This window comes from Corynebacterium afermentans subsp. lipophilum, assembly GCF_030408375.1.
Classification (GTDB): Bacteria; Actinomycetota; Actinomycetes; order Mycobacteriales; family Mycobacteriaceae; genus Corynebacterium; species Corynebacterium lipophilum.
Genome location: NZ_CP046530.1, coordinates 2,119,022 through 2,137,146 on the forward strand (window position 1 = coordinate 2,119,022; position 18,125 = coordinate 2,137,146).

Annotated in this window: 12 protein-coding genes; 9 read left to right on the forward strand and 3 right to left on the reverse strand. The window is 66.7% G+C overall.

What is annotated here, in order from left to right; all coding sequences use genetic code 11:
- The first annotated feature begins 131 nt into the window (after window positions 1-131).
- Window positions 132-821, forward strand: coding sequence for a hypothetical protein (locus tag CAFEL_RS10115; RefSeq protein ID WP_194560581.1), 690 nt, complete (start codon window positions 132-134; stop codon window positions 819-821).
- A 26-nt stretch (window positions 822-847) separates the two neighbouring features.
- The gene (locus CAFEL_RS10120; RefSeq protein ID WP_194560580.1) at window positions 848-1,606 is read left to right on the forward strand and encodes a class I SAM-dependent methyltransferase; all 759 of its coding nucleotides are present in this window, start codon (window positions 848-850) and stop codon (window positions 1,604-1,606) included.
- Window positions 1,607-1,647: 41 nt separating this feature from the next.
- On the opposite strand, the gene CAFEL_RS10125 is transcribed toward CAFEL_RS10120, so the two are convergent.
- Window positions 1,648-3,474 (reverse strand): phosphoenolpyruvate carboxykinase (GTP), encoded by a 1,827-nt coding sequence (locus CAFEL_RS10125; protein ID WP_194560579.1) that lies wholly within the window; start codon window positions 3,472-3,474, stop codon window positions 1,648-1,650.
- Between the two features lie 273 nt (window positions 3,475-3,747).
- Here CAFEL_RS10125 and trmB point away from each other — a divergent pair, with 273 nt between their 5' ends.
- The 7 genes from trmB to CAFEL_RS10160 are packed head-to-tail and all read left to right on the forward strand — an operon-like array spanning window position 3,748 to window position 11,668.
- Entirely contained in the window at window positions 3,748-4,518 is a 771-nt protein-coding gene (gene trmB / locus CAFEL_RS10130; protein WP_194560578.1) for a tRNA (guanosine(46)-N7)-methyltransferase TrmB, read from the forward strand.
- A 2-nt stretch (window positions 4,519-4,520) separates the two neighbouring features.
- The gene (locus CAFEL_RS10135) at window positions 4,521-5,195 is read left to right on the forward strand and encodes an NYN domain-containing protein (RefSeq protein ID WP_194560577.1); all 675 of its coding nucleotides are present in this window, start codon (window positions 4,521-4,523) and stop codon (window positions 5,193-5,195) included.
- A 10-nt stretch (window positions 5,196-5,205) separates the two neighbouring features.
- A complete protein-coding gene (locus CAFEL_RS10140; RefSeq protein ID WP_194560576.1) occupies window positions 5,206-7,509 on the forward strand; it encodes an MMPL family transporter in 2,304 nt (767 codons plus the stop codon).
- Window positions 7,499-8,494 (forward strand): lysylphosphatidylglycerol synthase transmembrane domain-containing protein, encoded by a 996-nt coding sequence (locus CAFEL_RS10145; protein ID WP_194560575.1) that lies wholly within the window; start codon window positions 7,499-7,501, stop codon window positions 8,492-8,494. The genes CAFEL_RS10140 and CAFEL_RS10145 overlap by 11 nt, the downstream gene beginning before the upstream one ends.
- A gap of 58 nt (window positions 8,495-8,552) precedes the next feature.
- Complete coding sequence (locus CAFEL_RS10150) at window positions 8,553-10,004, forward strand: FAD-binding oxidoreductase (RefSeq protein WP_194560574.1); 1,452 nt, start codon at window positions 8,553-8,555, stop codon at window positions 10,002-10,004.
- 16 nt (window positions 10,005-10,020) lie between these two features.
- Window positions 10,021-11,307, forward strand: a complete 1,287-nt coding sequence (locus CAFEL_RS10155; RefSeq protein ID WP_194560761.1) for an SAM-dependent methyltransferase — start codon at window positions 10,021-10,023, stop codon at window positions 11,305-11,307.
- A gap of 10 nt (window positions 11,308-11,317) precedes the next feature.
- Window positions 11,318-11,668: a DUF3054 domain-containing protein gene (locus CAFEL_RS10160; protein WP_228496438.1), complete on the forward strand. Its 351-nt coding sequence runs from the start codon at window positions 11,318-11,320 to the stop codon at window positions 11,666-11,668.
- A 169-nt stretch (window positions 11,669-11,837) separates the two neighbouring features.
- Here CAFEL_RS10160 and CAFEL_RS10165 read toward each other — a convergent pair whose 3' ends face one another.
- Window positions 11,838-13,379: an acyl-CoA carboxylase subunit beta gene (locus tag CAFEL_RS10165; RefSeq protein WP_194560573.1), complete on the reverse strand. Its 1,542-nt coding sequence runs from the start codon at window positions 13,377-13,379 to the stop codon at window positions 11,838-11,840.
- The gene (gene pks13 / locus CAFEL_RS10170; protein ID WP_194560572.1) at window positions 13,376-18,100 is read right to left on the reverse strand and encodes a polyketide synthase Pks13; all 4,725 of its coding nucleotides are present in this window, start codon (window positions 18,098-18,100) and stop codon (window positions 13,376-13,378) included. The genes CAFEL_RS10165 and pks13 overlap by 4 nt, the downstream gene beginning before the upstream one ends.
- Between the last annotated feature and the right edge of the window lie 25 nt (window positions 18,101-18,125).

Below are 18,125 nucleotides of genomic sequence, written 5' to 3' on the forward strand. Positions count from 1 at the left end.
ACGAGCACCTGGCACCGGTTTTTCATGCGCTGCACTCTAGCACGCCCGATGCCGAGTACCACCGCGTTCAACGACTACTGTCACCCATTTCCCCAGGTAGACAACGATTTCAGAAGGTGTATTCTGCGCTCATGCCTACAATTGAGATTCCCGGCGTCGGCCGCTTCGGCCTCGACCAAGTCGCCGGCGCCATCGCAAGCCTGCTCGCAATCATCGGCCTCGTAGCTGGTATCGCTGTCTCGTCGAAGGGCGACGGCGGTTCGTCGCAAGGCGCAAAGCCTGCCCCCACCGTCACCGTCACCGCAACCGCCACCCCGACTGCAACACCTACGCCGTCCATCCCGCTCGGCCGCCCCGCCGCCACCGAACCGGCAACCGCGAAGGAACCTTCCCTCGCGCGCGACGAGGCACGCTTCCGCGCCGACGCCCTGGCCTACCTCTACCCCCTCGAGTCCGTGCCCGGCGCCCAGCCGCTTTCCCGCGCCAACGGCGAAAATAAACGCGCCCCCGGCTACGACTGGGCAACCGCCAAGGACGTGACCAACTCCGGTGGCAAGGCGAAAATGTTCACCTACACCAACGACGGCACCACCCGCTTCGACGTGTACCGGCTGGACAAGGAGTTCTATGCCAACTTCAACGGCAACTTCTTCAACCTCGTGCGCGACCAGCGCTTCGCCAACCAGTCCTACGGCATCGCCTTCGACGAAAGCGGCGACTACTACTACGCCACGCTTGCCACCGAGCCGCGCCAGCGCGTGCTCACACCAGAGCAGGAGCAAACACTGCGCAAGCTCGCCCTGCAGTTGATCAAGTCCTAACCCACGGGGTTGCTAGCATCGTCCGAATGCACCACACCCGCCGGATGGCAACGCTGCGCCGCTCGCTGCGGCTGTTGCGCTCGTTTTCCTACGAGCAATTCCGTCCGCGGGTGTTTTATTCTTCCCTGGCCCGGGACACGCGCGTACTCATCGACGCCCTCTCCCACGACATCTGCCTTCCCGCCGGCACCCCGGGCCTGCGCGGCGCATCCGTGCTGGACGTCGGCGGCGGGCCAGGCTACTTCGCGGAAGCATTCGCCGACTGTTTCTACGTCGGCCTAGAGCCCAGCGTGTCCGAACTGTCCGCTGCGGGGATCACCAGCTTCGGTTCCGTGCGCGGCGACGGTGCGGCCCTGCCCTTCGCCGACGATTCCTTCGACGTGGTGTACTCCTCCAACGTCGCCGAGCACATCCCGAACTGGCAAGCCATGGGCGACGAGATGCTGCGTGTGGCCAAACCCGGCGGGCTGGTGGTGCTCAGTTACACGGTGTGGCTCGGGCCGTTCGGCGGGCACGAGACAGGCCTGTGGCAGCACTACGTGGGCGGGGACTACGCGCGCCGTCGATACGCGAAAGTGCACGGCCGCGACCCGAAGAACATCTTCGGCGAGAGCTTGTTCGCCGTCTCCGCCCGCGAGGGCATCGCCTGGGCGGAGGCCACCGGCCAGCTCGCCGCGGCATTCCCTCGCTACCACCCGTGGTGGGCGTGGTGGCTCACCCGCGTGCCGGTCGTGCGCGAGTTCGCCGTGTCCAACCTCGTCCTCGTCCTGCGGAAAGACGGGTAGCAAAAGGGCCCGCCACCGGCGGGCCCTTTCGTTGCAGCGGGCTACTTCGTCGCAGCCTGGACGCGCTCGTCCAGCTTCTTCAGCTGGTCGAAGATCTCCTGCGGCACGCGGGAGCCGAGGCTCTCGAGGTAGCGGCGGGAGTCGGCGACGTCTTCCTTCCACAGCTCCGGGTCTGCGGTGAGCGCCTCGTGCACGTCCTCGAGCGGGGTGTCCAGGCCGGTCAGGTCCAGGTCCTCGGCGCGGGCGGTGTAGCCGACCACGGTCTCTTCGGCGTCGACGTTGCCCTCAATGCGGTCGATAACCCACTTGAGCACGCGGGAGTTGTCGCCGAAGCCCGGCCACAGGAAGCGGTCATCGTCGCCGCGGCGGAACCAGTTGACCAGGAAGATCTCCGGCATCCGGTCACCGCCCTTTTCGCCCATGTCCAGCCAGTGCTGGAAGTAGTCGCCCACGTTGTATCCCATGAACGGCAGCATGGCCATCGGGTCGTGGCGCAGGGAGCCAACCTTGGCTTCCGCGGAGGCGGCGGTCTGGCCGGAGGAGAGCATCGCGCCGATCATGGTGCCGTGCTCCCAGTTGTACGCCTGGGTGACCAGCGGCACGGTGTCCGGGCGGCGGCCGCCGAAGAGGATGGCGTCGATCTTCACACCCTGCCAGTCGTTGAACTCCGGTGCGGCGGCCGGGCACTGCTCGATGGCCACGCAGTAGCGGGAGTTCGGGTGGGCGGCCTTGGAGGAGGACTCAGGCGTCCAGTCTTCGCCGCGCCAGTCGATGAGGTGAGCGGGCGCCTCGCCGTCCATGCCTTCCCACCAGACGTCGCCGTCGTCGGTGAGTGCGACGTTGGTGAACAGGATGTTGCCCGGCTCCATGCTCTTCATGGCGATCGGGTTGGAGGCGTAATTGGTTCCCGGCGCGACGCCGAAGAAGCCGTTTTCCGGGTTGACGGCGTACAGCCCGTCCTCGCGCAGTTTCATCCAGGCGATGTCGTCGCCGACAACCTCGGCCGTCCAGCCGTCCAGTGTCGGGGTGATCATGGCCAGGTTGGTCTTGCCGCAGGCGGACGGGAAGGCGGCGGCGATGTGGTACGCCTTGCCCTCCGGGGAGGTGAGCTTGAGGATGAGCATGTGCTCGGCCATCCAGCCCTCTTCTTTCGCCATCACGGTGGCGATGCGCAGGGCGTAGCACTTCTTGGCAAGGATGGCGTTGCCGCCGTAGCCGGAGCCGTAGGACCAGATCTCCTTGGTCTCCGGGAACTGGGAGATGTACTTGGTGTCGTTGCACGGCCACGCCACATCTTCCTGGCCCGGCTCGAGCGGGGCGCCGACGGAGTGGAGGCAGTGCACGAAATTCTCGCCCTCGATCTTTTCCAGGGCCTGGGTGCCCATGCGGGTCATGATGCGCATGGAGAGCACGACGTAGGCGGAGTCCGTCAGCTGGACGCCGAGCTTCGGGTCTGGGTCGGAGATAGGGCCCATGCAGAACGGCACGACGTACATGGTGCGGCCGCGCATGGAGCCTTCGAAGTGCTCGAGCATCTCCTCTTTGAGGGCTGCCGGCTTCATCCAGTTGTTGGTCGGGCCCGCGTCTTCTTCGTTCTCGGTGGAGATGAAGGTGCGGGACTCCACACGTGCCACGTCGGACGGGTTGGAGCGGGCGAGGAAGGAGTTGGGGCGCTTTTCCTCGTTGAGCTTGATCAGGGTGCCTGAGTCGACGAGTTCGGCGGTGAGGCGGTCCCACTCTTCCTGGGAGCCGTCTGCGAAGACGACCTTGTCAGGTTGGAAAAGTTCGACCGCCTCGTTGATCCAAGCGATAAGCTTGTCGTTGTCGGTGGGGTTGGTCCCCTCCAGGCGCTTGATTTCGGCGGTCATTTACGTACTCCTTGTGTAACTGGTTATGGCCAGTGCGCGTGCGAAATTCATCGTTGTTGCGCCCCAAGAGTATCGAAACGGGCGTTCATCTGGCCAAAAGTTCCGATCAATTCACTCGTACTGGATATAACCAGCTGGCACGAGCACGACCTTTACCGGAAACGGGGGTGACGCTCTACCCCCGCCGCCCGTTCTCGGGCATTTGCTTCACGACGCCTCCGGGGGTGGACCGTGGAGCTTGCGTTTGCCCTGTTCATGTGGACAATAAACGTGATGAATAATACTGAAAATCTGCGCCCGGGAACGGGCGAATTGCCGGCGGGCCGCCCGCTGCAAACCGAGTTCGACACCGGCCTGGACTACCCGCGCCTGGGGTCTGTGACCTTCCGGCGCGGCACCCTCACCGATAACCAGGAAGCCCTGTTCGACGAGCACTGGCCGCGGCTCGGACGCGTGTTGGCGGAAGGCTCGGACGAGCGCATCGACGTCGACGAGTGGTTCGGTCGCACCGGCCACCCCACGATTGTGGAAATCGGCTCGGGCACCGGCACCTCCACCGCCGCGATGGCTCCGCTGGAGGCGGACACGAACATCATTGCTGTTGAGCTGTACAAACCGGGCCTGGCCAAACTGCTCGGATCGGTGGTGCGCGGCGGCATCGACAACATCCGCATGGTGCGCGGCGACGGCGTGGAGGTCCTGGCCCGGATGTTCGGCGAGGAGTCCCTCGACGGCGTGCGCATTTTCTTCCCGGACCCGTGGCCGAAGGCGCGCCACCACAAGCGCCGCATCATCCAGTCCGGCACCTTGAACCTGATCGCCACCCGCTTGAAGCCGGGCGGTGTGCTGCACGTGGCCACGGACCACGCGGATTACGCGGAGTGGATCGACGAGCTGGTGAACGTGGAACCGATGCTGGAGTACAAGGGGTGGCCGTGGGAGGATGCGCCGCTGCTCACGGACCGGCAGGTGATTACTAAGTTCGAAGGCAAAGGTCTGGACAAGGATCACGTGATCCGCGAGTACCTGTGGGAGAAGAAGTAGCCATGGATCTGCAAGCGCTGTCGCACCCGTACACCCCAGGCGCACCCGCTGGCCCGGAGAGTCTGCTGCTCGTGTGGGACGCGCCGAACCTGGACATGGGCCTTGGCGCAATCCTGGGCGGGCGCCCGACTGCGGCGCACCGCCCCCGCTTCGACGCGATCGGGCGCTGGCTTATAAGCGAAGCCGAGGCCCGCGCCGACGACCTCGGCCGCGACATTGAGCCGGAGGCGACGGTGTTCACCAACGTCTCGGCGGGCGGCGCTGACTCCATCCGTCCATGGGTGGAGGCGCTGCGCAACGTCGGCTTCGCCGTGTTTGCCAAGCCGAAAAGCGACGAGGATTCGGACGTGGACCAGGACATGCTGGCCCACATCGAGCGCCGCCGCGAGGAGGGCGTGCTCCAGGGTGTCGTAGTCGCCTCGGCGGACGGGCAGAACTTCCAGGAGCCGCTGCTCGAACTCATCGACGCCGGCATCCCCGTCACCGTCCTCGGCTTCCACGAGCACGCTTCCTGGGCGGTGAACTCCCCGGACGTGGAATTCGTGGACTTGGAGGACATCCCGGGCGTGTTCCAGAACCCGCTGCCACGCGTGAACCTGGACCGGCTGCCGGACGGCGGCGCGTGGCTGCAGCCGTTCCGCCCGCTGCGCTCCTTGCTGCACAACACCCGCGACTAGGAGGCCGGAGATGTTTTACAAGTGGGGCCGTTTCGCGTTCCGCCACCGCCGGATCATCCCGCTGGTGGTCATCGTGCTCATCCTGGCCATGCAGGTGCTGTTCGGCTCGAAGCTGGGCGAGCGTCTCTCCCAGGAAGGTTGGGAGGATCCGGGAGCGGATTCGACCACGGCCGCCGCGATCGAGCAGGAGACGTTCGGCCGCGACAACTCGGGCGATGTGATTGTTTTGGTCAGCGCCGACAACGTCGACGACCCGCAGCTGACGGAGGCGGCCAACGCCCAGCTGACCTCCGTGCGCGACCAGTTCCCCAACGAGATCGCGCACGTCACTAGCTACTTTGAGCGCCCCAACCCGCAGCTGGTCAACGCCGAGCACTCCAAGGCGTTCGCGGCGATCGGGCTGAAGGGCGACGGCGAGCAGACGCTAAAGGATTTCCGCACCATCAAGCCCGCGCTCGAGGCGATGGAGCTGCCGCGCGCGACCGTGCAGGTCGCCGGCGCCACCGCGGTGGCCGACGCGCTGGACGAGGGCATGGCCGCCGACATCGCCCGCGCCGAGAAGGTCGGCCTGGTGTTCGTGGCCGTCATCCTGCTGTTCGTCTTCGGCGGCGTGGTCGCGGCCGCGATGCCTCTGATCGTGGGAATTTTGTCCATCATCGGCTCGCTGTCGCTGCTCGCGGTGCTGGCGCAGTACCAGCAGGTCAACATCTTCTCCCAGTCCATCATCACGCTGCTGGGACTGGGCTTGGCCATCGACTATGGCCTGTTCATGGTCTCGCGTTTCCGCGAGGAGCTGGACCGTGGCGCCGAGGTCGAAGAGGCGGTGGCGGTGACCACCAACACCGCCGGCAAGACCGTGTTCTTCTCCGCGCTCATGGTGGGAGTGGCCTTGTCCGGCCTGCTGATGTTCCCGCAGGCGTTTTTGAAGTCCGTGGCCTACGGCGCGATGAGCGCGGTGCTGCTCGCCGCGGTGATCTCCGTGGCGGTGCTGCCGGCGCTGTTCGGCATGCTGGGCCCCAGGATCGACATGTGGTCGGTGCGCAAAGCTTCTCGACGCTCACGCCGCCTCGAAGACACCATCTGGTACAAGATCCCGGCATGGGCGATGCGTCACGCCAAGACAGTCGTGGTCGGTTGCGCGGCGCTGTTGCTCCTGCTCACCGTGCCGATCGTGGGCATCACCTTCGGCGGCATCAACGAGTCCTACCTGCCGCCGAGCCAAGCCACCCGCCAGGCCCAGGACGAGTTCAACGAGGAGTTCCCCGCCTTCCGCACCGACCCGGTCAAGCTCGTGGTCACCGGCGCGGACAACCAGCAGCTGGTGGACATCGTGCTGCAGGCCCGCCAGGTCGAGGGCCTGGCCGCGCCGCTGAAGCCCGCGCACGCCACGCAGGACGGCACCACGGTGCTCTCGGCGCCGCTTGCGGATAGGGCCGGGGGCGCGGACGTCGTGAAGCAATTGCGAAACATCGACGCGCCCGAAGGCGTTCAGACCTACGTCGCCGGCACCCCGGCGATGGAAACCGAGTCCATCGAGGCGCTGCTGAAGCGCCTGCCGTGGATGGCGCTGTACATGGTCATCGCCACCTTCCTGCTGATGGCGCTGGTGTTCGGCTCCGTGATCCTGCCGGCGAAGGCCGTGATCATGAACGTGCTTGGCATCGGCGCCACGCTCGGCTTCCTCACCGCCGTGTTCGTCGACGGCCTCGGCGCCGGCGCGCTGAACTTCACCCCGGGCCCGCTGATGAGCCCGATTCTGGTGCTGATCATCTCCATCCTCTACGGCCTGTCCACGGACTACGAGGTCTTCCTGGTCTCCCGCATGGTGGAGGCGCGCCAGAACGGTCTGGGCACCGACGAAGCGATCAAGCGCGGCACCGCGCACACCGGCGGCATCATCACCGCCGCGGCGCTCATCATGATCGTGGTCGCCGCCGCTTTCGCGCTCAGCGAGATCGTGATGATGAAGTACATCGCTTACGGCATGATCTTCTCGCTCGCCCTCGACGCCACCCTGATCCGCCTGCTGTTCGTGCCCGCGGTGATGCACATGCTGCGCGAAGACAGCTGGTGGGCGCCGCGCTGGGTGAAGCGTTTGGCCGGTGCGTTCGGGGAGGGCTCAAGCCTATCGACGCCACCGCGCACCGAAACCCCCATCGCCGAAATGGTGCCCGACACCCAACCCGGCCGCGCGGGAGTGTCAGTGTCCGAGGACGCCTCTCTGGTGCCGTTCACCCAACTCATGCGCGACCTGGAGGAACGCCGCGCACGCCAGGCGCTGGAGCAGCTGAAGAAGAAGGAACTTGAGCGCTAACTCGTGGCGGCAGTGGCTGCGCTGGCTCGCGCCCGTGGCCATTCTGGTGGTCGTGCTGGTGGTGCTGCGCGACCAGATGCCGTTTTTCGGGGAGGCGTGGCGGGCCGTAGGCGCGGCGTCGACAGGCCCGCTGCTGGCTGCCGTGGCCACGGCGGTACTGTCGCTGGCAGCAATGTCCGGGGTGATGCAGATCCTGCTCAACGTAGAAGGCCGCATCACGGGGGTGGCGCGCACGAACGCGATCGTGTTCGCCTCCAACGCCTGGTCCACCACGGTGCCGGGCGGGCCGGCGCTGTCGGCGTGGCTGACGTTCCGGGTGCACCGGTCCTGGGGCGCGTCGGTGGGGCTGTGCGGCTGGTTTTTCGTGGTCTCCGGCGCGCTGTCCACGGTTTGGATGGTGCTCATCGGCGTCGTCGCCGTGGCGCTGCTGGGCGCGGAGCTGTCCGTGTGGTCGCTGGTGGGCACGCTGGCGGCTGCGGTGGCGACGATCGGTGCCGTGTTCTGGGCGACGCTCAACCCGGCGGTGCTGAAGCGCTGGGTGCGGTTCTTGCCCGAGAAGGTGCGTAGGCGGGTCTTGGACGTGATCGACCAGGTCTCCGCGATCCGCATCTCCGCGCCTTCGTTCTTCGCCGCGGCGGGCCTGTCGCTTGCGAACCGGCTGTTAGATCTAGCCACGATGGTGTTTTGCGTGTGGGCGGTTGCTGGCGCGGGTGTGTCGGCTGCGGGCGTGTGCCTGGCGTTCATCATGACCAAACTCGCCGGCTCCGCCCAGGTCACCCCCGGCGGGCTCGGCACGGTAGAGCCCGTGGCGGTGGGCATGCTCGTCGCCAGCGGGCTTCCGCTCGCGACCGCCACCGCGGCGACAGTGGCGTACCGCGCGGTGTCGTTTGCGCTCATCACCGCAATCGGGTGGGTCATCTACGCCGCGGTGTACGCCGGGCGCGGGTTCATGGCCGGGCGCCCGGCCGCTGGCGAAGCCCTCTGAGCTTGCGTGACGTTTTATCTTACGCACGGCGCGCAACTTGGGTCTATGGTGGCAATACATGAGCGTTTCCAGGATATTTTACGGACGCAGCGTGGATTTTGAACGTGTCATGCCCATCGGCTGGCACGCGCACGAGGAGGGGGTTGCCGCGCTCCTGGATAGCTTCCGGCGGGTGCCAGACGGCCAGCGGGTGCGCCTGGCCAAGAAAACGTCGAACCTTTTCCGCTCCCGCGACGCGGGGAGCGCCGGGCTCAACGTGGAGGGCCTGCGCGGCGTCATCGCCGTCGACCCAGTGACGAAAACCGCCGACGTGCAGGGCATGTGCACCTACGAAGACCTAGTCGACGCGACCTTGCCGTACGGCCTCGCGCCACTCGTGGTGCCGCAGCTGAAAACCATCACGCTCGGCGGCGCCGTCTCCGGCATGGGCGTGGAGTCCACCTCCTTCCGCAACGGCCTGCCGCACGAATCCGTGCTCGAGATGGACGTGCTGGTGGGCACCGGCGAAATCGTCACCTGCTCGCGCGAGGACAACGTTGCACTCTTCCGCGCGTTCCCGAACTCGTACGGCTCACTCGGCTACGCGGTGCGCCTCACCATCGAGCTCGAGGAGGTCTCGCCGTTCATCGAGCTCCAGCACGTACGTTACGACGACCTCACGGCCTTCCAGGACGCTCTGGCCGAAGCCGCCGCCGCAGGTGAGTGGGGCGGGCGCGCCCTGCACGGCCTCGACGCCGTCGCGTTCTCTCCCACCGAGCAGTACCTCGTCTGCGCCTTCCAGGCGGGCGAGGCGCCGGAGACCTCCGACTACACGCGCGACGCCGTGTACTACCGCTCGCTGCAGCACCCGTCGGGCGTGCACCACGACTTCCTCACTATCCGCGATTACATCTGGCGCTGGGACACCGATTGGTTCTGGTGCTCCCGCGCCTTCGGCACCCAGAACCCCAAGGTGCGCAAGCTCTGGCCGCGCGAGCTGCGTCGCAGCGCGTTCTATTGGAAGCTCGTGGGCCTGGACAAGAAGTACGACCTGGAGTACCGGTTCCTGAAGAAGCCGAAGGGCCTGCCACGCACCGAGCGCGTCGTGCAAGACATCGAGGTGCGGGACAAGCAGGTCGCCGAATTCCTCGACTGGTTCTTCAAGGCCAGCGATATCCAGCCGGTTTGGCTGTGTCCGATCCGGCTGCGGGACGGCGTCGATACGCTCGCTGGCGTCGGCCTTGACGATGAGGCGCCGTGGCCGCTCTACCCCCTCGAGCCCGCGACGACGTGGGTGAACGTCGGCTTCTGGTCCGGCGTCCCGGAGGTGGAGCCGGGGGCCTTTAACAAGGTCATCGAGCGGAAGGTCTCCGACCTCGGCGGGCATAAGTCGCTGTACTCCGAAGCGTTCTACGACCGCGCCGAGTTCGAGCACCTCTACGGCGGGGACCTGCCGGAGCGGATGAAAGCCCAGTACGACCCGGACCGGCGCTTCCCGGGTCTCTACGAAAAGACAGTGGAAAACGCGTAGGAGAATGACAATGCAGATGACCGTGGCGGATATCGTCGACACCCTCTTCCCCTCTGGCACCCCGTTCAAGTGGGAAGCTTTCGACGGCTCATCAACGGGACCGGCGGACGCCAAGCACACCGTGAAGGTGAACAGCCCCGGGGGCCTGTCATACATAGTCACCCACCCCGGCGACGTCGGCCTCGCCCGCGCCTGGGTCACCGATGGCCTGGCGGTGGAAGGCGCGCACCTCGCGCACCCCTACGACGTCTTTGATGACATGCGCACCCTCTACAACAACTACAAGCGCCCGAACCCGCGCGAGCTCGTCCGCATCGCACGCTCCCTGCGCTCCATGGGCGCACTGCAGATCCAGCCAATCCCGGAGGCGGAGCAAGCGTCCTGGCTCGAGCGCACCATCCGCCAGGGCCTCGCCCCGCACTCGAAGGAACGCGATGCCCAGGTTATTTCGTCCCACTACGACGTGGGCAACGACTTCTACGAGCTGTTCCTCGGCGACTCCATGGCCTACACCTGCGCCTACTACCCCACCCCGGACGCCACGCTCGACGAGGCGCAGGAAAACAAGTTCCGCCTCGTCTTTGAGAAGATGAACCTTAAGCCCGGTGACAAGCACCTCGACGTCGGCTGCGGCTGGGGCTCCATGGTGCGTTACGCAGCCCGCCAGGGCGTGAAGTCCCTCGGCGTCACCCTCTCGAAAGAGCAGGCCGAGTGGGCGCAGGCGAAGATCATAGAGGAGGGCCTCGAGGACCTCGCGGAGGTGCGCTTCCTGGACTACCGCGACGTCACCGAGACCGGCTTCGACGCCATCTCCTCGATCGGTCTGCTGGAACACATCGGGGTGAAGAATTTCGCCTCGTACTTTGAATTTCTCGCCGACAAGCTGCGCCCGGGTGGCGTGATGGTCAACCACTGCATCACCTACCCGGACAACCACAAGACGCCGCAGGGCGACTTCATCAACCGCTACATCTTCCCGGACGGCGAGCTCACCGGCTCCGGCACGATCATCCACGAGATGCAGGACCACGGCTTCGAAGTCTTCCACGAGGAGAACATCCGCTTCGACTACATGCGCACGTTGCACGACTGGTGTGAGAACCTCAAGGCCAATTGGGACGAGGCAGTCGCGCTCGTCGGCGAGAACACCGCCAAGCTGTGGGGCATGTACATGGCGGGCTCCGAATGGGGTTTCGAGCACGACGTCGTGGAGCTGCACCAGGTCGTGGGCATCAAGCTTGCTAGCGACGGCTCCCGCGCCGGCGCACCTGAGCGCCGGTGGTGGAACGACTCGGTGTTCTAGAGTGGCTGGCATGAGCAACACCATCTCCAAGCCCTACGCCATCGCCGCCGACTATGTCGCCATCGCTGCCTTCGCCCTCTTGGCGCGCGCGGCGCACCAGTCCGACGACATGCCCTTCAACTTCTCCGGCTGGCTGTCCACCCTGTGGCCGTTCGCCCTCGGCGTGACGCTCGGCTGGCTGATCACCCGTGAGAACAAGGGCGGGCTCATCTGGATCATCACCGTGGTTACGGGGCTCGTGATCTGGGGCATCCGCAACGGCGACGTCCCTCACTGGTCTTTCATCATCGTCGCCACCACCATGTCCGCGCTGCTGATGCTGGGCTGGCGCGGCGTAGCCAAACTCGTGCGCAAAAACTAAAACGCACCCGCCGGAAAGGCGGGTGCGCGGGGCTTCGGCGCGGATTAGAAGCCGATGCCGAAGTTCCAGGCCGGGTTTCCGGTCTGAATACCATTGATGAACCAGACCAGCATGCTGATCAGGTCGCCGACGATGTCAAGAGTGGAAGAAAGCATGGTTTGAAACCTTACTAGAGGGGACTAATGGTGTGCTTCTTAGGCAGGTCGAATTCCTGCTTGGAGGCTAGCTGTCGCAGGGCTCGCCGTAAAGCGATGCGCGTTTGGTTCGGCTCAATCATCTGGTCGATGTAGCCGCGCTCCGCCGCGACGTACGGCGAGGTCATCTCAGCGTCGTAGAAGTCCATGAACATCTTCTTCATGGCCTCGCGCTGCGCCGGGTCCTCGATGGCGGCGAGCTGTTTGCCCTGCAGCATCACCACTGCCGCCGCCGAACCCATCACCGCGATCTGGGCGGTGGGCCACGCCAGGTTGATGTCGCCGTTGAGGTTCTTCGACCCCATCACCGCGTACGCGCCGCCGTAGGCCTTGCGCACCACCAGCGTGACCTTCGGCACGGTAGCCTCCACGCCCGCGAACGCGAACTTCGCACCACGGTGGATCAAGCCTTCGCGCTCCTGCTCCACGCCAGGCAGGTAGCCGGGGGTGTCCACGACGTAGACGATGGGGATGTTGTAGGCGTCGCAGGTGCGGATGAAGCGTGCGCCCTTGTCGGCGGCGTCCGCGTCAATGCAGCCCGCGGCGTACATGGGGTTGTTGGCGACGAAGCCGACGGCGCGGCCGTCGATACGCCCGAATGCGCAGATGAGGTTCTCCGCGTACCCGGACTGGACCTCGACGAGGTCCTCATCGTCGCCGAGCTGGACCAGCAGGTCCATCATGTCGTAGCCGGCGTTGGTGTCGTCGGGCATGAAGGTGTCCAGCGCTGAGTCGTCGAGCTCCTCGTCCGGCTGCGTGGCGACGACGGGCGCGGCGTCGAACGTGGACGTCGGCAGGTGCGCCAGCAGGTCCTTGACGTAGTCGAAGGCGTCCTCCTCCGTCGCCACAACCGCCTGGATGTTGCCGGCGGCCTCCTGCACGCGAGCACCACCCAGCTCGGCGGAGGTGATGTCCTCGCCGGTGACCTCGCGGATCACGTTCGGGCCGGTGACGTACATCTCGGACTCGCCGTCCACCGCCACCACGAAGTCGGTGGTCACGGGCGCGTAGACGGCGCCGCCGGCGGACTTGCCCAGCATGATGGAGATCTGCGGCACGCGCCCGCTCAGGGGCAGCTGGCGCTTCGCGATCTCGGAGTACATGGCCAGGGATGTCACCGCGTCCTGGATGCGGGCGCCGCCGGAGTCCTGGATACCGATCACCGGGCAGGAGATTTTGATGGCGAACTCCATGACCTCGGTGACCTTGCGTCCGAACGTCACGCCGACGGACCCGCCGTAGACGGTCTTGTCGTGGGCGTACACGGCAACGGGGCGGCCGTCGATGCGCCCGTAGCCGGTGACCACGCCGTCGGAATAGACTGCGTCCGGGTCGCCGGGGGTGCGGGCGAGTGCGCCGATTTCGACGAAGGAGCCTTCGTCGAGAAGCGCGTCGATGCGCTGGCGCGGGGTGGTGCGCCCGGCGTCGTCGCGGCGCTTCCGGGAGCGCTCGGAGCCCGGGTCCTGCGCCTTGTCCAGGCGTTCGCGCAGGTCGGCGAGTTTGTCTGCGGTACTCATCGCTTCCCCTCAATCCATGCGTTCATATGCTTTCCGACGATCCCCACCGCCGGCTCGTCCACCACCGCGAGGTGGTCGCCGGGCAAGTGGACGATAGTCAGGTCGTCCACGATAGCGCCCCAGCCGCCGTCCTCGTCGATGTGCGCGTAGTTCGGCTCGAGCTGGATCGCACCGTCGTGCATGCGCTCGGAGCGGAACAGCAGCACCGGCACGTTCACATCCGCCCAGCGGGTGAAGTCGAGGTGGTTGAGGATTTGGTTGTCCACGAAGGACGCCCGCTGGTGCTCAAGCACACCGGCCGCTAATCCGTGCTCGGAGGCGTCGGTGGTGGCCAAAAACTCGGTGAGCATCGTCAGCAGCGCGTCTTCGCCGGCGGTCTCCAGCAGCTCGTACGGCACGTCGAACTCGAGACCGTAGGTCTCCTTGGCAAACGCGGCGTAGCGGCCCCAGCGCGCCTTCGTCTCCTCGAGCGTGTCCGGGATCGGCTCGGACGGCTGAGTAGTGTCTAGAAGCGCGATGTAGTCGATCTTGTCGTTGCCCAGCTGGTGCGCGACCTCGTAGGCCAGCGCACCGCCAAACGACCAGCCGGCGAGGACAACCTTGCTTCCGTCGGCGATACGCTCAATGTCCTTGACGTACTCGGCGGCGCGCTCCTCCAGGGAGCCCTCGAGGCGCTCGACGCCGTAGACCGGCACGTCGTCGCTGAGCCTGCGCGCGAGCGGCGCGTACACCGACGAGGACCCGCCGGCCGGGTGGAAGACGAACACCGGGTTGGCGGTGCCGTCGCGGAAGACGCGGATGTTGCCGTCCACCGGCGTCTCCAGTCCTTCGCGCACGAGGTTCGCCAGCGGCTCGAGCGTCTCAGCACCCAGGACGTCGTCCGCGGTGACCTCGATGCCGGAGCGCTCAGTGAGGTGGGCGGCGATCTCGCCTGCCTGCTCCTTGCTAATCGACGGCAACGCCGACGTCACACCAGCCGCCGCGGCACCAGCGTGCTTCGCCCACGCACCGAAGACCATGCGCTCGGAAGCGTCGCGCGGGGCAACGCCCACGCCCTGGGTCTTCTCGGCGGCGGCCGCCGGGTCGCGCGCCTCATCGTTGTACGCCAGCGGTTGCGGCTCGTCGGTGCGGCCGGCGACGGCGTCTTCGACGATGCGGATCACGTCGGCGACGGAGGCGTCGCGAAGCGTTTGCACCTGCAGCGGCGGGATCTGGAAGTCGTTCTCCACGCGGTTTTTGATGCGCATGCCCATCAGGGAGTCCAGGCCGAGGTCGATCAGCGGCAGCTCGTCGGGCAGGTCTGCGGCGTCGTAGCCCATGGATTCGGAGACGATGTCGCGCAGACGGTCCTCCACCGATTCGCCGGAGTTCGGGTCCCAGCGCACAGCGTCATCGGTGTCATCGGTGTCATCGGCGTCGGCGGTGTCGTTGGTGCCGGCATCGTCCGAAGGTTCGTCGTCACGCGGTTGCTCCATGACACCCTGCACCGGAGCGCGGTCGATGGTGGAAGCGAAACCCTCTGCCACCAGCGTGGAACCGTCGTACACCTTGACGGACACCCCGCCGAGCGAGGAGGCGACGATGGTGGTCACCTCGCCGTCCGCGGGCAGGTAGCCGTGCTCCTCGGTAGCCACCACGCGCGCGTTCGGCGAGACCTCGGCGGCGGCGGACTCGATGAGTTGGTGCGGGCTGAAGATCTGGTCGGCGGCGGTGGAAAACGCCACCTCGCCGCCCGGCAGGCGCACGCGCGAGCCCAAAAGCGACGCGCGCGAGGACGACGGGCGCGCCGGCGTCCAGTGGTCCACCTGCCTGAACACGGTCTTCGGCGCCTGCACCACTTCACCCGCGCCGTAGAACGCGCCGAAGTCCACGCCCATGCCGTTGACGTACAGTTTCGCGGCGAGGTCTAAAAGCGATTCCAGCTCGTCCACCTTGCGCTTGGTGGTGTACAGCAGCTGCGCGTCCGGCTTGCCGGCGGCGAACGCGGTGTTCATCATGCCCATTAGCGCAACCGGGTTCGGGGTGATTTCCACGAGCGTGGTGTGGCCGGCGTTGAACGCGGCTTCGGTGGCGTCCTGGAAATACACCGGCTGGCGGGTCATGCGCAGGAAGTACTTGTCGTCGTGGACGGTCTGGCCGGGCTGGTACACCTCACCGCGGTCCACGGAGGAAAACAGCGGCACGCGCAACGGCCGCGCGTTAAGGCCTGCGATTTCGCCGGCGAGGTCGCCCATGATCGGGTCGAGGGCGCTGGTGTGGCCGGCGCCGCGCACGTTGAGCTTGCGCGCGAACTTCTCCTCGGCCTCGAGCGCAGCCACCACGTAATCGACGGCCTTGCCCGGCCCGCCGACGGTGGTCATGCCGGGCCCTGCGTACACGGCGGGTTCCACTCCACGAGCCTGCTCATGCTTCTCGACGAACTCCGCCAACTCCTCGCGGGAGAGCTCCACCACCGCCATGGCGCCTTCCTGCTCGGTGCCGGCGATCATGGCCTCACCCTCGCCCATCAGGCGGGCACGCGCGGTGGCGACGAGGATGCACTCCTCGGCGCTCAGGCCGCCGGCACCGTAGGCCGCGGCGATCTCGCCCATGGACATGCCCATCGTGGCGGCTGGGGTGATGCCGGCGGCGGCGAGCAGGTCGGTTTGGGCGATCTGGATGGCGGTGATGGTGACCTGGCCGTTTTCGGTGTCGTAGGTCAGCTCGTCGTTTTCGATGATCTCGAGCATGGACCAGCCAGCCTGGAACTTGACCATCTCGTCCAGTTCGCGCATGCGGCGCGCGAACAGCGGGGAGCACCTGAGGAGCTCCTTGGCCATCTTGCGGTGCTGGGAGCCGAAGCCGGAGTAGACGAAGACCGGGCCCATCGGGGTGGGCGCGTCGGCGGCGGCGATGCCGGGGCCGATCTTGCCGTCGGCGACCTGGCGCAGGCGGCGCACGGCCTCCTCGACGCCGGTCGCCTGCACGACAGCGGCGGAACGGCCGTGGTTGCGCTTGGCTAGCGAGCGCGCGACGGGGATCAGGTCGGCGTCCGTGCGGCCCTCGAGGAAGTCCGCGAGCACGCCGGCGGCCTCCTTGCGTCGCGACGGCAAAAGGCCCGACACCGGCAGCGCGGCCGTCGATACGCCCTCGAATGCGGCCTCGGCCTCCGCGGCTTCAAGGTCGTAGTCTGCCGGGTCGAAATCGGCCAGCACCACGTGCGCGTTGGTGCCGCCGAAGCCGAAACCGGAAACACCGGCGACGCGGCGGCCGGAGTAGCGCGGCCACTCGCGCGGGTCCTGGACAACCTCGATGCGCTCGGCGTCGAAGTCCACGTAATGGTTCGGGCCGGCGAAGTTGATGGACTCCGGGATCGTGTCGTGCTTGAGCGCCTCGAGCACTTTGATCAGCGCCACCACGCCGGCGGCGGATTCGGAGTGGCCGATGTTGGACTTTGCCGAGCCCAGCAGCAGCGGCGCGGCCGTCTCGCGTCCGCGGCCGAGCACCTCGCCCAGCGCGGTGGCCTCGATCGGGTCGCCGAGGATGGTGCCGGTGCCGTGCGCCTCCACCAGGTCCACCTCGTGCGGGTCCACGCCGGCGTCGGCGTAGGCGCGGCGCAGCACGTCCACCTGCGCCTCCGGGTTCGGGGCGGTGAGCCCGTTGGAGTGGCCGTCGGAGTTCGTCGCCGAGCCCTTGATCACGGCGAGGATGGTATCGCCGTCGCGCATGGCGTCCTCGACGCGCTTGAGCACCACAAAGCCCGCGGCGTCGGCGCGGACGATGCCGTCGGCGTCGTCGGAGAACGCGTGGATGCGCCCGGTCGGCGAGATCACGCCGAGCTCGGAAAACGCCAGCGACGCGAACGGGTTGGCCAGGATGTTCACGCCGCCGGCCAGGGCGACGTCGGCCTCGCCGTCGCGAAGCGCACGCACCGCGTGGTGCACCGACACCAGCGACGAGGAGCACGCGGTGTCGACGTTCATCGACGGCCCGCGGAAGTCGAACGCGTAGGAGATGCGGTTCGGGATCACGGCCGAGGACGCGCCCGTCAGCGCGTACGGGTGCGCCTCGTTCGGGTCGGCGGCGATGAGCATGCCGTAGTCGTTGTTCGACGAGCCCACGAACACGCCGACGGGTTCGCCGCGCAGCTCGCTGGGCGCCAGGCCGGCGTCCTCGAGCGCTTCCCACGCCACCTCGAGCATGATGCGCTGCTGCGGGTCCATGTTCTGCGCCTCGAGCGGGGAGATACCGAAGAACTCGTGGTCGAAAGACGCGATGCCGTCCATGTACCCGCCGTCGATGTTCTCCTCGGCCATCTTGGTGCGCACTACCGGGTCGCCCAGGTATTCGTCCCAGCGGAGCGGGGGAAGGGGGCCGGTGGCGGAGCGGCCGTCGATAAGCAGTTGCCAGAACTCGTCGTTGTTTTTCGCGCCCGGGAAGCGGCCTGCGGAACCCACGATCGCGATGTCGTGGGAGCTCGTTGCTTCTCGACGTTCAACCTTCGGCGCCTCCTGCCTCTGCGCAAGGAGCGCCTTGGCCAGCGCCGCGATGGTCGGGTACTGGTAGGCGACGGTGGGATCGACCCGGCGGCCGAGCTTCTTTTCCAGCTCGCCGGAGAGGATCACCGCATCGCGGGATGCGAGACCGTAGGTTTCGAGCGGCGTGGTCGGGTCCACCGAGTCGACGCCGGTGGCGCCCTCGACCCAACTGGTGAGCCACTGGATCAGTTGATGCTCGTTCATAACAGTTCAGAGTATCGCCCATTTT

Bases quoted from the DNA above. Each gene is read 5' to 3' on its own strand.
- CAFEL_RS10140 (WP_194560576.1), top strand. From the start codon at position 5,206: ATGTTTTACAAGTGGGGCCGTTTCGCGTTCCGCCACCGCCGGATCATC.
- CAFEL_RS10165 (WP_194560573.1), bottom strand. From the start codon at position 13,379: ATGAGTACCGCAGACAAACTCGCCGACCTGCGCGAACGCCTGGACAAG.
- CAFEL_RS10115 (WP_194560581.1), top strand. From the start codon at position 132: ATGCCTACAATTGAGATTCCCGGCGTCGGCCGCTTCGGCCTCGACCAA.
- CAFEL_RS10160 (WP_228496438.1), top strand. From the start codon at position 11,318: ATGAGCAACACCATCTCCAAGCCCTACGCCATCGCCGCCGACTATGTC.
- CAFEL_RS10135 (WP_194560577.1), top strand. From the start codon at position 4,521: ATGGATCTGCAAGCGCTGTCGCACCCGTACACCCCAGGCGCACCCGCT.
- CAFEL_RS10120 (WP_194560580.1), top strand. From the start codon at position 848: ATGCACCACACCCGCCGGATGGCAACGCTGCGCCGCTCGCTGCGGCTG.
- trmB (WP_194560578.1), top strand. From the start codon at position 3,748: ATGAATAATACTGAAAATCTGCGCCCGGGAACGGGCGAATTGCCGGCG.
- CAFEL_RS10125 (WP_194560579.1), bottom strand. From the start codon at position 3,474: ATGACCGCCGAAATCAAGCGCCTGGAGGGGACCAACCCCACCGACAAC.
- CAFEL_RS10150 (WP_194560574.1), top strand. From the start codon at position 8,553: ATGAGCGTTTCCAGGATATTTTACGGACGCAGCGTGGATTTTGAACGT.
- CAFEL_RS10155 (WP_194560761.1), top strand. From the start codon at position 10,021: ATGACCGTGGCGGATATCGTCGACACCCTCTTCCCCTCTGGCACCCCG.
- pks13 (WP_194560572.1), bottom strand. From the start codon at position 18,100: ATGAACGAGCATCAACTGATCCAGTGGCTCACCAGTTGGGTCGAGGGC.